The 13,195-nt window shown below is 73.8% G+C and carries 12 protein-coding genes and 1 other RNA gene; all 13 read left to right on the forward strand.

From position 1 onward, the window contains the following. Positions 1-79: 79 nt before the first annotated feature. A complete protein-coding gene (gene rsmI / locus KA217_11055) occupies positions 80-925 on the forward strand; it encodes a 16S rRNA (cytidine(1402)-2'-O)-methyltransferase (protein MBP7712978.1) in 846 nt (281 codons plus the stop codon). A gap of 55 nt (positions 926-980) precedes the next feature. Next, an RNA gene (gene rnpB, locus KA217_11060) (RNase P RNA component class A) lies at positions 981-1,356 on the forward strand. Positions 1,357-1,689: 333 nt separating this feature from the next. After that, on the forward strand, positions 1,690-2,148 hold the full coding sequence (gene mraZ, locus KA217_11065; GenBank protein MBP7712979.1) for a division/cell wall cluster transcriptional repressor MraZ: 459 nt from the start codon (positions 1,690-1,692) through the stop codon (positions 2,146-2,148). A 28-nt stretch (positions 2,149-2,176) separates the two neighbouring features. Further along, positions 2,177-3,091 (forward strand): 16S rRNA (cytosine(1402)-N(4))-methyltransferase RsmH, encoded by a 915-nt coding sequence (rsmH, locus tag KA217_11070; protein MBP7712980.1) that lies wholly within the window; start codon positions 2,177-2,179, stop codon positions 3,089-3,091. Next, complete coding sequence (gene ftsL, locus KA217_11075) at positions 3,091-3,366, forward strand: cell division protein FtsL (GenBank protein MBP7712981.1); 276 nt, start codon at positions 3,091-3,093, stop codon at positions 3,364-3,366. Before rsmH ends, ftsL begins: the two co-directional genes overlap by 1 nt. Then, a complete protein-coding gene (locus KA217_11080; GenBank protein ID MBP7712982.1) occupies positions 3,363-5,108 on the forward strand; it encodes a penicillin-binding protein 2 in 1,746 nt (581 codons plus the stop codon). The genes ftsL and KA217_11080 overlap by 4 nt, the downstream gene beginning before the upstream one ends. Before the next feature lie 14 nt (positions 5,109-5,122). Further along, positions 5,123-6,622 carry a UDP-N-acetylmuramoyl-L-alanyl-D-glutamate--2,6-diaminopimelate ligase gene (locus KA217_11085; protein MBP7712983.1) on the forward strand — a complete coding sequence of 500 codons (1,500 nt, stop codon included), beginning with the start codon at positions 5,123-5,125 and terminating at the stop codon, positions 6,620-6,622. Positions 6,623-6,702: 80 nt separating this feature from the next. Further along, positions 6,703-7,959, forward strand: coding sequence for a UDP-N-acetylmuramoyl-tripeptide--D-alanyl-D-alanine ligase (locus KA217_11090; GenBank protein MBP7712984.1), 1,257 nt, complete (start codon positions 6,703-6,705; stop codon positions 7,957-7,959). Positions 7,960-7,962: 3 nt separating this feature from the next. After that, entirely contained in the window at positions 7,963-9,045 is a 1,083-nt protein-coding gene (locus tag KA217_11095) for a phospho-N-acetylmuramoyl-pentapeptide-transferase (GenBank protein ID MBP7712985.1), read from the forward strand. A 5-nt stretch (positions 9,046-9,050) separates the two neighbouring features. After that, positions 9,051-10,439, forward strand: coding sequence for a UDP-N-acetylmuramoyl-L-alanine--D-glutamate ligase (locus tag KA217_11100; protein MBP7712986.1), 1,389 nt, complete (start codon positions 9,051-9,053; stop codon positions 10,437-10,439). An 83-nt stretch (positions 10,440-10,522) separates the two neighbouring features. Further along, positions 10,523-11,608 carry a putative lipid II flippase FtsW gene (gene ftsW / locus KA217_11105; protein ID MBP7712987.1) on the forward strand — a complete coding sequence of 362 codons (1,086 nt, stop codon included), beginning with the start codon at positions 10,523-10,525 and terminating at the stop codon, positions 11,606-11,608. A gap of 38 nt (positions 11,609-11,646) precedes the next feature. After that, positions 11,647-12,705 carry an undecaprenyldiphospho-muramoylpentapeptide beta-N-acetylglucosaminyltransferase gene (murG, locus tag KA217_11110; protein MBP7712988.1) on the forward strand — a complete coding sequence of 353 codons (1,059 nt, stop codon included), beginning with the start codon at positions 11,647-11,649 and terminating at the stop codon, positions 12,703-12,705. Further along, positions 12,698-13,195, forward strand: a 498-nt coding sequence (murC, locus tag KA217_11115) for a UDP-N-acetylmuramate--L-alanine ligase (protein MBP7712989.1), incomplete at its 3' end; no start/stop codon positions are given. The genes murG and murC, both read left to right, overlap by 8 nt.

Below are 13,195 nucleotides of genomic sequence, written 5' to 3' on the forward strand. Positions count from 1 at the left end.
CGCCCTGGCGCCTGTTTCACCGGGGTGTTTCCGCTCGGGATGGGGCGGCCAAAGTAGCCAACGGGGGACCGACGTGTCAATCGAAGCGGGTACGCTGTACGTGGTCGCGACGCCCATCGGCAACCTCTCCGACCTGAGCCCCCGGGCCCTGGACACCCTGCGCGGGGTGTCCGCGGTGGCCGCGGAGGACACCCGCCACACGGCGGTGCTGCTGCGCCACTACGGCGTGCAGACGCCGACGGTCTCGCTCCACGAGCACAACGAGCGCCAGGCGGTCCCGCGCCTGGTCGCGCGCCTGCGGGCCGGCGAGGCCCTGGCGCTCGTCTCGGACGCCGGGACCCCGCTCGTGAGCGATCCCGGGTGTCTCCTCGTCGCCGAGGCCCGGTCCGCCGGGGTACCCGTGCGGCCCGTGCCGGGCCCCAGTGCGCTCGCGGCCGCGCTCTCGGTGGCCGGGCTCGCCGCCGACCGCTTCGTGTTCGAGGGCTTCCTGCCGTCCCGGGGCGCGGCGCGCCGGGCCCGGCTGCAGGCGCTGGCCGGGGAGGAGCGCACCCTGGTGTTCTATGAGGCCCCGCACCGGATCCGCGAGTCCCTCCGGGACCTGGGGGAGGTCTTCGGCCCCGGGCGCCAGGGACTGTTGGCCCGGGAGCTCACCAAGGTCTTCGAGGAGACGCACCGGGCGACGCTGGCGGAGCTCGAGGAGTGGGTGGCGGAGCGCCCCGAGCGCGAGCGGGGGGAGTTCGTGATCGTCGTCGAGGGCCGCGAGCCCACGCCGGCCGAGGACGTGGGCCCCGACGACGACCGCGTCCTGCGGGTCCTCCTGAAGGAGCTCCCCGCCTCGACCGCCGCGACCCTCACCGCCCAGCTCACCGGGAAGCCGCGCCGCGCCCTCTACGCCCGGGCCGTGGAACTCTCCGGCGAGGCGTGAGGGCGCAGGGCCCTGGGGCTTGCGCCGGGGCCCCGCGCCGCCGACACTGGGCGTGGGAGTCGGCCGGACAGTCGCTGCGGCTTCGCAGCCGTGGAGGAAAGTCCGGGCTCCACAGGGCAAGGTGCCAGGTAACGCCTGGGGGGCGCGAGCCCACGGAAAGTGCCACAGAAAACACACCGCCTACGTGCGCCGGGCGACCGGCGCGCCGGTAAGGGTGAAAAGGTGCGGTAAGAGCGCACCGCGCCGACGGTAACGCCGGTGGCAGGGTAAACCCCACCTGGAGCAAGACCGAATAGGGGAAGTCGCCGCCCTCGTGCGGCGAAGGCGTGGCCCACGCCCTTCCCGGGTAGGTCGCTCGAGGTGCGCGGCGACGCGCACCCCAGATGAATGACTGTCCTCGACAGAACCCGGCTTACAGGCCGGCTCCCTCCTCTCTCCGGCCGCCCTCCCGGCGGCGCCCCACCCTTCGGCGGATCCTCGTCCTGCGGGTCCCGATTTCTCGCCCTTCGCCCGCCGCGCTCGATGGTGAGTGAACAGTTTAAGGTCACTCATCAATGCCATGATTCGGATGAAATTTATGCTGGATCCGGCACCATGTCGATTTCCTCTTCGGGCTCTATAACCAATTGTTTGGAATGATTTTTATAGCCACCGAGACCTCGCGGGAAGCTTTCCTTGACTCTGAAAAAAGTGGCTCTTCATAATTGGCTTTAGTGGTAAAAAGTGGTAGAAAATGGGCTGGAAGGGGATAGGGGGGAGTTGCGGTGTTCCGGGGGGATGTCCCGCTCAGTCTCGACCCCAAGGGTAGACTCGCGATTCCGACGCGCTACCGCGACCGCCTGGTCGAAACGTGCGGCGGGGTGCTCGTGGCCACCGTCAGCCTCACCGAGCGCTGCCTCGTCGTGTACCCGTCCTCCGCCTGGCGCGCCATCGAAGACCAGCTGAAGGCCCTGCCCGCCCTGGACCCTCAGGCCCAGACCATCAACCGCCTCCTGATCGGGCATGCCAGCGACTGCGAGATGGACGGACAGGGCCGGATCCTCGTCCCCGCCACCCTGCGCGAATGGGCCGGTCTCGACCGCCGCGTGCGCATGATTGGCCAGATCCACAAGTTCGAGCTCTGGGACGAGGACGCCTGGGCGGCCCGGCGCGCGGAACTGCTGGACCAGGTGGGCGGGCTGCTCCGGGAGCCCTCCGAAGCCTTGCGCTCGCTGGTGCTGTAGAACCCGGCACCGTGCGTCACGGAGTCCCATGCCCGAGCACCGACCGGTTCTCCTGCGCGAGGTCATCGAGGCCCTTCGCCCCGGGGAGGGCGGCGTCTTCGTGGACTGCACCTTCGGCCGGGGAGGGCACGCTGGAGCCCTGCTCGAGCGGGTCGGTCCCGGAGGCCGGGTGATCGGGCTGGACCGCGACCCGGAGGCGGTGGCCGCCGCACGGCGCTGGGCAGAGACCGACCCGCGCCTCGTCGTGCGCGCCGCTCCCTTCTCCGCGCTCGCCCGCGAGGCCGCCGACCTCGGGGTGGCCGGCAAGGTGGACGGGGTGCTCTTCGACCTCGGGGTCTCCTCGCCGCAGCTCGATGCACCCGAGCGGGGCTTCAGCTTCCTGCGCGAGGGCCCCCTCGACATGCGCATGGACCCCGGCGCCGGCCCCTCCGCAGGAGAGTGGCTCGACACCGCCGACGAGGCCGAGATCGTGAGCGTGCTGCGCAGCTACGGGGAGGAGCCGCAGGCACGCCGGATCGCCGCCGCGATCGTGCGCGCTCGCCCCATCGCCACCACGCGGGAGCTGGCCGCGGTCATCGAGCAGGCCGTGCCGCGCCGCGCCCGCGACCACCACCCGGCCACGCTCACCTTCCAGGCCATCCGGATCTTCATCAACCGGGAGCTCGAGGAGCTCGACAGCGTCCTGCCCCAGTGCCTGGACGTCCTGCGCCCCGGCGGCCGGCTCGCCGTCATCTCCTTCCACTCCCTGGAGGACCGCCGGGTCAAGCGCTTCATCCGGGACGAGGCGCGGGGCGACCCCTATCCCCGCGACCTGCCGGTGGCGGCCGCCGCGCTGCACCCCCGCCTGCACCCCGTGGGCCGCGCCGTGCGCGCGACCGAGGAGGAGGTGCGGGAGAACCCCCGGGCGCGCAGCGCCGTGCTGCGCGTGGCGGAGAAGCTCTGATGTGGGACCGGATCCGGGTCTGGCTGACCGTGGCGCTCGGGCTCGCCGTGTTCGTCTCCGCGGTGTCCGTCGTCTACGTGAAGCACGCCTCGCGCAAGCTCTTCGTGGAGCTGCAGGCGCTCGAGCGCGCCCGTGACGGCCTCAACGTGGAGTGGGAGCAGCTGCACCTGGAGCAGAGCACCTGGGCGACCCACGGGCGCATCGAGTCCATGGCCCGGGACCGGCTCGGGATGCAGGTGCCAGACGCCGAGTCCATCGTGCTGGTGAGGCCATGAGACCGGACCCCGCCTTCGTCGCCTACCCCGGACGCCGGCGCGTCGTCCTGGCGTTCCTGTCGCTGCTCACGCTCGCGCTCCTCGGGCGGGCCCTCGGGCTCGTCCTGGTGGACGGGGAGTTCCTGCTGACCCAGGGGGACGCCCGGGCGCTGCGCACCGTGGCGGTGCCGACCCACCGCGGGATGATCCTGGACCGCAACGGCGAGCCCCTCGCGGCCAGCACCGCGGTGGAGTCGGTGTGGGTCAACGCGAAGGAGCTCGTGACCGCGCGTGAGCGCTGGCCGGAGCTGGCGCGGGCGCTGGGCATGAGCGCCAAGCACCTCGAGCAGCTCCTCTCGGGGCGGCTCAACCGGGAATTCGTCTACCTGCGCCGCCACCTCGAGCCGGGGCTCGCGGAGCAGGTGAAGGACCTGGGGATCGCCGGGGTCTACCTGCAGCGCGAGTACCGCCGCTTCTACCCCACCGGCGAGGTGACCGGCCACGTGGTGGGCTTCACCGACGTGGACGACGTGGGCCAGGAGGGGATCGAGCTCGCCTACGACCACTGGCTGCGGGGGACTGCGGGGGCGAAGCGGGTGATCCGGGACGGCCGCGGGCGGATCGTCGAGGACGTGGAGAGCATCAAGGCCCCGCAGCCGGGTCGGGACCTCTACCTCAGCATCGACCGGCGCCTCCAGTACCTCGCCTACCGCGAGCTGAAGGCCGCCGTGAAGGAGCACCGGGCGCGGGGCGGGTCGGTGGTGATGCTGGACGCCCGCACGGGCGAGGTCCTGGCGATGGTGAACCAGCCGGCCTACAACCCGAACAACACCGCCGACCGCGTGGGCGCCAGGTTCCGCAACCGGGCGGTGACCGACGTCTTCGAGCCCGGCTCCACCGTCAAGCCCTTCACGGTGGCCGCCGGCCTGGAGGCGGGCACCATCCGCCCGGAGACGATCATCGACACCAGCCCCGGCACGCTCAAGGTCGGCCGCCTCACGGTGCGCGACGTCCACAACTGCGGGGCGGTGGACGTGGGCGGCGTGATCCGGAAGTCGAGCAACGTGGGGGCGACCAAGATCGCCCTCTCCATGCCCGCCCAGTCCCTGTGGCGGGTGTTCCACGGCGTGGGGTTCGGCCAGCCGACCGGGAGCGACTTCCCCGGCGAGGTCTTCGGCATCCTGACCGACCCGAAGCGCTGGGGCGAGGTGCACCGCGCCACGCTGTCCTACGGGTACGGTCTGAACGTCACCGCGCTGCAGCTCGCCCGGTCCTACCTCGCCTTCGCCTCCGACGGATTCCTGCCCCCGGTCACGGTGCTACGGCGCGACGGCGTGGAGCGGGGCGAGCGCGTGCTCTCGGCCCAGTCCGTGCGCCAGGTGCGCCGCATGCTCGAGTCGGTCGCGGAGGAGGGTGGTACGGGCACCAAGGCCCGGGCGGTGGGCTACCGCGTGGGTGGCAAGACGGGTACGGCCAAGAAGACCGCCGACGGCCACTACACGAGCAACCGCTACCTCGCCCTCTTCTCGGGGCTCGCCCCCGTCAGCGCGCCGCGCCTGGTGATGGCCGCCACCATCGACGAGCCATCGGGTGACGCCTATTACGGGGGCCAGGTGGCGGCGCCGGTGTTCGGGCGGATCGTGGGTGAGGCCCTGCGCATCCTGGGTGTGCCGCCGGACGACACCAACGCGGCTCCCCAGCGCCTGGCGCTGGGCTCCGACGCGCTGGCGGCGCGCACGCCCCCTGCCGGGGGAGGACTCTAGAGGTGACGGCGCCGATGCAACCCGCCGACACGAGCCTCGCCGCCCTGCTGCGCGGCCTGGTGGAGCTGCCCGAGGGTGGCCCCGAGGTCACCGGGCTCGCTCTCGACAGCCGGGTGGTGAGCCCGGGAGACCTCTTCTTCGCCCTCGCCGGCAGCGCCACGGACGGGCGGCGGTTCGTCGACGACGCGCTCGCCCGGGGGGCCTGCGCCGTGGTCGAGGAGGCCCCGGTCGCGGTGGTGGGGGTGCGCGCAGGCGTGCCCGTCGTCGGGGTCCCTCACCTGCAGCAGCGGGTGGGCGTGGTAGCGGACCGCTTCTTCGGCCACCCCTCGGCGGACCTCTGGGTGGCCGGCGTCACCGGGACCAACGGCAAGACCACGGTGAGCCACCTGATCGCCCAGGCCGTGACCACCCACGGGGCGCCGCCCGCCGGCGAGCCCTGCGGTGTCCTCGGGACGCTCGGCTACGGCGTCTTCGGCGAGCTCCACCCGGGCCGCCACACCACCCCTGACGCCGTCACCGTGCACCGGCTCCTCGCCGGCTTCCGGGACCGGGGGGTGCGCCACGTGGCCATGGAGGTGTCCTCCCACGCCCTCGTCCAGGGGCGGGTGAACGGCGTCGCCTTCGACGTGGCGATCTTCACCAACCTGACCCGCGACCACCTGGATTACCACGGCGACCTGAAGACCTACGGCGAGGCGAAGCTGCGCCTGTTCGAGCTCGAGGGCCTGGGGGCCGCGGTCGTGAACCTGGACGACCCCTTTAGCGCGTCGATCCTGGGGCGCCTGGCGCCCGGGGTCGAATCCCTCGGCTACAGCCTCTCCGACGACCCCCGGGCCCGGGTGCGCGCCCGCACCCTGGAGATCGGGCCCCAGGGTGTGCGCATGGAGGTCGTGACGCCGGCGGGCGAGGGCGTCCTGGCGAGCCCGCTCCTCGGGCGCTTCAACGCCGGCAATCTGCTGGCGGCCCTGGGGGCCCTGCTGACCCTGCGCCTGCCGCTCCCGCGGCTCCTGCAGGGCCTCGGCGAGGCTCGCCCCGTGGCCGGCCGGATGGAGCGCCACGGGGGCCAGGGCGGCCAGCCGCTCGTGGTCATCGATTACGCCCACACCCCGGACGCCCTGCAGAGCGTGCTCGCCACCCTGCGGGAGCAGACCCGCGGGCGGCTCACCTGCGTCTTCGGCTGCGGCGGCGAGCGCGACCGGGGCAAGCGCCCGGAGATGGGCGCGGTGGCCGAGCGCCTCGCCGACGAGGTGATCGTCACCGACGACAACCCCCGGCGCGAGGACGGCGCGGTCATCGTTGACGACATCCTCGCGGGCCTGGCGTGGCCTGACCGCGCCCGGGTGCAGCGGGACCGGGAGCGGGCCATCGCCCTGGCGCTCGCGGACGCGGGAAGCGAGGACGTGGTCCTGGTCGCCGGCAAGGGCCACGAGGACTACCAGGAAGTCAACGGCGTGCGCCGCCCCTTCAGCGACCAGGCGGTGGTCGGGGCGCTGCTCGCGGAGCGCGGCCCGTGATCCGGCTCGGCACCCGCGAGGCGGCGGAGCTCCTCGGCGGAACGCTCACGGGCGCGGACGTGCCCTTCGAGGGCTGCGGAATGGACACCCGCACCCTGCCGGCGGGCGCGCTCTTCGTCGCCCTGCCGGGCACCCGGGTCGACGGCCACGATTTCGTGGAGCGCGCCCGGGAGCGCGGCGCCGCCGCGGCGCTCGTGTCCCGGCCGGTCGCGACCACCCTGCCCACCGTCCGGGTGGCCGACACGCGCGAGGCCCTCGGCCGGCTCGCCGCGAACTGGCGGGGCCGCTTCCGGCTCCCGCTCGTGGGCGTGACCGGGAGCAACGGCAAGACTACGGTCAAGGAGATGACCGCGGCGGTTCTCGGGGGCCTCGGCCCGACGCTGGCGACCGAGGGCAACCTGAACAACGACATCGGCGTGCCCCTCACGCTCGCGCGGCTTGGGCCCGAGCACCGCTTCGCCGTCGTGGAGATGGGCGCCAACCACCCGGGCGAGATCGCCAGTCTCTGCGTGCTCGCCCGGCCGCAGGTGGGCGTGGTGACCCACTGCGCGCCCGCCCACCTGGAAGGGTTCGGCAGCGTGGAGGGCGTGGCCCGGGCCAAGGGCGAGCTGTTCCAGGCCCTGCCCGCCGAGGGCACGGCGGTCGTCAACGCCGACGACGCCTACGCCGGGCTCTGGACCCGGATCTCCGCCGCCGGCCGGCGCCTCACCTTCGGGCTCGAGGCGGCGGCCGACGTGACGGGCCGCTGGGAGCCGCGGGACACGGGCAGCCGGGTGCACCTGGTGACGCCGGCGGGCGAGGCGGACCTGCGCCTGGCGCTCCCCGGGCGGCACAACGTGATGAACGCCCTGGCCGCGGCCGCCGTGGCGCTGGCCCTCGACGTGCCCCTGGACGCGGTGGTGCGGGGCCTCGAGTCGGTGCGCTCCGTGCGGGGCCGCCTGCAGGTCCGTGAGGCCCGGGGGCTGCGGGTCCTCGACGACACCTACAACGCCAATCCGGGGTCGGTCGCGGCGGCGCTGGCCGTGCTCGCCACCTCTCCCGGCCGGCGCTGGCTCGTGCTCGGGGACATGGGCGAGCTGGGCGCGGAGTCGGCGGAGCTTCACCGGCGGATGGGCCGGCTCGCCCGCGAGGCCGGGGTGGAGCGCCTGTGGACGCTGGGGGCCCTCGCGGCCCTCGCGGCGGAGTCCTTCGGGGACGGGGGGCGCCCGTTCCCGAGCCACGCCGCCCTGGCCGAGGCGCTGCGCTCCGAGGCCGAGCCGCCGGCCACGATTCTGGTCAAGGGTTCCCGCTCCATGACCATGGAGCGGGTGGTCGAAGCCCTGGTGGGAGAGGGCTAGCGAATGTTGCTCTGGCTTGCCGAGCTCCTGGCCCATCAGCACCGGGGCTTCCACGTCTTCCAGTACCTCACGCTGCGGGCCGTCCTCGGCGTCCTGACCGCGCTGGTGATCTCCCTGCTGGTGGGGCCGCGGATGATCCGGCGCCTCAGCCGCCACCAGATCGGCCAGACGGTGCGCGACGACGGGCCCCAGACCCACCTGGCCAAGGCCGGCACCCCCACCATGGGGGGCGCCCTCATCCTCGTCGCGATCGCCGCGACCACGCTGCTCTGGGCCGACCTCGGCAATCGCCGGGTCTGGGTCGCCCTGGTGGTGACGCTGCTGTTCGGGGCGGTGGGCTGGGCGGACGATTACATCAAGCTGGTGGCCAAGAACCCCCGCGGCCTGCCGGCGCGCTGGAAGTACTTCTGGCAGTCGGTGATCGGGCTGGGCGCCGCGGTGTTCCTCTACGCCACCGCGAGCGTGCCCGCCGACACCGCGCTCATCGTGCCCCTCTTCAAGAACATCGTCGTCGACCTCGGCTGGTGGTTCATCCCCCTCACCTACCTGGTCGTGGTGGGGAGCAGCAACGCGGTGAACCTGACCGACGGGCTCGACGGCCTCGCCATCATGCCCACCGTCCTGGTGGCGGGGGCGCTCGGCATCTTCGCCTACGTGATGGGCAACGCCCAGTTCACCCACTACCTCGGTTTCCCGCTGGTCCCCGGCGCGGGTGAGCTCGTGGTGCTGTGCGGGGCGATCGTCGGCGCCGGCCTCGGTTTCCTCTGGTTCAACACCTACCCGGCCCAGGTCTTCATGGGGGACGTGGGGGCGCTCGCCCTCGGCGCCGCCCTCGGCACCATCGCCGTGTTGGTGCGCCAGGAGCTGGTCCTGGTCGTCATGGGCGGGATCTTCGTGATGGAGACCGTGTCCGTCATCCTGCAGGTCGCGTCCTTCCAACTGACCGGGCGCCGGATCTTCCGCATGGCGCCCCTGCACCACCACTTCGAGCTCAAGGGCTGGCCCGAGCCGCGCGTGATCGTCCGCTTCTGGATCGTCACCGTGGTCCTGGTCCTGGCCGGGCTCGCCACGCTGAAGGTCCGGTGAGCGACATGGCAGGCCGACGCGTCGAATCCTCCCTGCGCACCCTCCCGGGCGACCCCGCCCGGACTGGCCCGACCGTGGTCGTCGGCCTCGGCAAGACCGGGCTGTCGTGCGTGCGCTACCTCGCCCGGCGCGGCCTGCCCTTCGAGGTGCTCGACACCCGGGCCGCGCCCCCCGGTCTCGAGGCCCTGCAGCGCGAGCTCCCCGGCGTCCAGCCGGTGCTGGGGCCCCTGGACCCCGAGCGCCTGCGCCGGGCGTCCCGCGTCGTGCTGAGCCCCGGTGTGCCGCGGCGCGAGCCGGCGGTGGCCGGCGCGCTCGCCGCCGGGGTGCCGGTGGTGGGCGACATCGAGCTGTTCGCGCACGAGGCCACGGCGCCGGTGGTCGCGATCACCGGCTCGAACGGCAAGAGCACGGTGACGACGCTGGTGGGCGACATGGCCCGGGACCAGGGTCGCGACGTGCGGGTGGGGGCGAACCTGGGAACGCCGGCCCTCGATCTCCTCGGGGACCGGGAGCCCGACCTCTACGTGCTCGAGCTCTCCAGCTTCCAGCTCGAGACCACCGACTCCCTGGACGCGACGGTGGCCACCGTGCTCAACGTGAGCCCCGACCACATGGACCGCTACGACTCGGTCGGCGAGTACGCCGCGGCCAAGGCGCGGGTGTTCCGGGGCACGGGGACGATGGTTCTGAACCGGGACGACCCGTGGGTCGTGGGGATGGCCACCGCGGGCCGCCCCACCCTGGGCTTCACTCTGCGCGCCCCGCAGGCGGGCGACTTCGGGCTGCTGGACCGCGCCGGCGAGCCGTGGCTCGCCCGGGGCAGTGAGCCGCTGCTGCCCGAGGCGGAGCTGCGGATCCGGGGGCGCCACAACACCGCCAACGCCCTCGCCGCGCTCGCCCTCGCGGAGGTCGTCGGGCTCTCCCGCGCGGGGATGCTCGAGACCCTGCGCCGCTTCCCCGGGCTCGCCCACCGCTGCCAGTGGGTAGCGGCGTCCCGTGGTGTGGACTGGTACAACGACTCGAAGGGCACGAACGTGGGGGCGACCATCGCCGCGGTCCAGGGGCTGCGGCCCCGGGGGCAGGTGGTCCTCATCGCCGGTGGCGACGGCAAGGGCGCGGATTTCGGCGACCTGCGCGAGGTCCTCCCGGGCCTGGTGCGGGCGGTGGTGCTGATCGGCCGGGACGGGCCGCGGATCGGTGAGGCACTCGCGGGTGCACTGCCGACCGTCTCCGCCGCGGACATGGCGGGGGCGGTGGCCGAGTGCCGGCGCCTCGCGGAGCCCGGGGACGCGGTGCTCCTGTCGCCCGCCTGCGCGAGCTTCGACATGTTCCGGGGCTACGACCACCGGGGTGAGGTCTTCGTCGAGGCCGTGCGCCAGGAGCTGGGGGCGTGAGAAAGCTCGCCGCAGCCGGGGCCATTCCCGCCAGCGAGGCGCCCGCGCGCCACTCGCTCGCGGCCCGGCACGACCTCTGGCTGATGGGCGCGTTCGCCGCGATCCTGACGCTCGGGCTCGTGATGGTGGCCTCGGCCTCGATCGCGCTCGCCGACCGCCAGACGGGGCAGCCGCTCTACTACCTCTGGCGCCAGCTGGGCTACACCGCTGCCGGCGTCCTGCTGATGGCGCTGACGGTGCGCATCCCGCTCGCCCGCTGGCGCGCCCACGGCCCGCTGCTGCTGTTCGCGAGCGTGGTGCTGCTGGGGCTGGTCCTGGTCCCCGGGGTCGGCCGCGAGGTGAACGGCAGCTACCGCTGGATCCCGCTCGGCCCCATCAACATGCAGCCCTCCGAGCTGGCGAAGCTGTTCATGATCCTGTTCCTCGCCGGCTACCTGGTGCGCCGGGGGCACGAGGTGCGCACCCGCTTCAGCGGCTTCGCCAAGCCCATGGCGCTGCTCGTGGGCATCTCCGGGCTGCTCCTGATGGAGCCGGACTACGGTGCGACGGCGGTGCTGTTCGCGACCACCCTGGGCATGCTCTTCCTCGGGGGGGTCCCCCTCGTGCTCTTCCTCGGCTGGGTCGCCGCCGGGCTCGGGGTGATGGTGGCGATGGTGCTGCTCGCGCCCTACCGGCTGCAGCGCCTGACCACCTTCATGGACCCCTGGGTCGACCCCTTCAACACCGGCTTCCAGCTGACCCAGGCCCTGATCGCCGTCGGGCGCGGGCAGTGGCTCGGCGTGGGGCTCGGGGGCAGCGTCCAGAAGCTCTTCTATCTCCCGGAGGCCCACACCGACTTCCTGGTCGCGGTGCTCGCCGAGGAGCTCGGGCTGCTGGGGCTGCTGGTCGTCGTGGGGCTCTTCGCGTTCGTGGTCCTGCGTGCCTTCCAGCTCGCGCGCCAGGCCGAGGACCGCGAGGACCCGTTCGCCGCGTACGTCGGCTACGGCATCGGCCTGTCCCTCGCCCTGCAGGCCCTGGTGAACGTGGGCGTGAACCTCGGCGCGCTCCCCACCAAGGGGCTGACGCTCCCCCTCATGAGCTACGGCGGCTCGAGCATGCTCGTGAACTGCCTGGCGGGCGGGCTGCTCCTGCGCCTGGCGCAGGAGCAGCGGCTGGGAGGCGCGCGGTGAGCGGCCCCGTGACGACCCCTGCGCGCTCCGTCCTGGTGATGGCCGGCGGCACCGGAGGCCACGTCTACCCCGCGCTCGCGGTGGCCGACCACCTGCGCGGCCAGGGCCAGCGGGTGGAGTGGCTCGGGACGGCCGCGGGGTTGGAGTCCCGGGTGGCGCCCGCCCACGGCTTCGCGCTGCACCGCATCGACGTGGCGGGGCTCCGCGGCAAGGGCGGGGCGGCCTGGCTCGCCGCCCCCGTGCGCCTGGTGCGGGCGCTCTTCCAGGCCTGGCGGGTGGTGGGCGCGTCGCGGCCCGACGTCGTCCTCGGACTCGGCGGGTTCGTCAGTGGGCCCGGAGGGCTGGCGGCGTGGCTGCGGGGCCGCCCCCTCGTCATCCACGAGCAGAACGCGGTGCCGGGGCTGACCAACCGGCTGCTCTCGCGCGTCGCCCGCGTGGTGCTGGAGGCCTTCCCCGGGAGCTTCCCCGCCCGCGCCCGCGCCCGGCACACGGGCAACCCGGTGCGCGCCGCGCTCGCCGGGGTCCCGGCGCCGGAGGCCCGCCTGGCCGGGCGCGAGGGCCCCCTGCGCCTGCTGGTCCTCGGCGGCAGCCAGGGTGCGCGCGCCCTCAACGAGGCCGTGCCGGCCGCGCTCGCGGTGCTGCCCGACCCCGGTGCGGTCACCGTGTGGCACCAGGCCGGCCCCGCGCAGCTGGAGGCGGCGCGCGAGGCCTACGCCCGGGCCGGCGTGCCGGTGCGCCTGGCCGGTTTCATCGAGGACATGGCCGAGGCCTACTCCTGGGCCGACCTGGTCCTCTGCCGCGCCGGGGCCATGACCCTGGCAGAGCTGTGGGCCGTGGGGCTCGGCGCGGTGCTGGTGCCGTTCCCCTTCGCGGTGGACGACCACCAGAGCCACAACGCCCGCTACGGCGCGCAGCGCGGGGCGGCGATCGCGGTGCCCCAGCCGGAGCTCTCGGCCGAGCGCTTGGCCCGGCTGCTGGACGAGCTGGCGGGGGACCGGGGGCGGGTCCTCACCATGGCCCGGGCGGCCCGCGCCCTGGCGGTCCCCGACGCGGCGGAGCGGGTGGCCCGCGCCTGCCTGGAGGTGTGCGATGGCTGATGCGCCCGTGAGCGTTCCCCCGGCCGTGCGCCGGGAAGGCAATGGCACCGCCTGGATGCGCCGCATCGAGCGGGTGCACTTCGTCGGCATCGGCGGCGTCGGCATGAGCGGGATCGCGGAGGTGCTGGCGACCCTCGGGTACCGGGTCTCGGGCTCGGACGTGAAGGAAGGCCCTGCCACCCGCCGGCTGCAGGGCATGGGGGTGCGCGTCTTCCTCGGCCACGAGGCGAGCCAGGTGGAAGGGGTGGACGTGGTGGTCGTCTCCTCGGCGGTCCGCCGCGACAACCCCGAGGTGGTCCGCGCGCGGGAGCTGCGGGTGCCCGTGGTGCCCCGCGCGGAGATGCTCGCCGAGCTCATGCGCTTCCGGCAGGGGATCGCGGTGGCCGGGACCCACGGCAAGACCACCACCACGAGCCTGGTGGCGAGCGTGCTCGCCGAGGGTGGCCTCGACCCGACCTTCGTCATCGGCGGCCGGCTGAACAGCGCGGGC

Source organism: Gammaproteobacteria bacterium (genome assembly GCA_017999615.1).
Taxonomy (GTDB): domain Bacteria; phylum Pseudomonadota; class Gammaproteobacteria; order JAABTG01; family JAABTG01; genus JAGNLM01.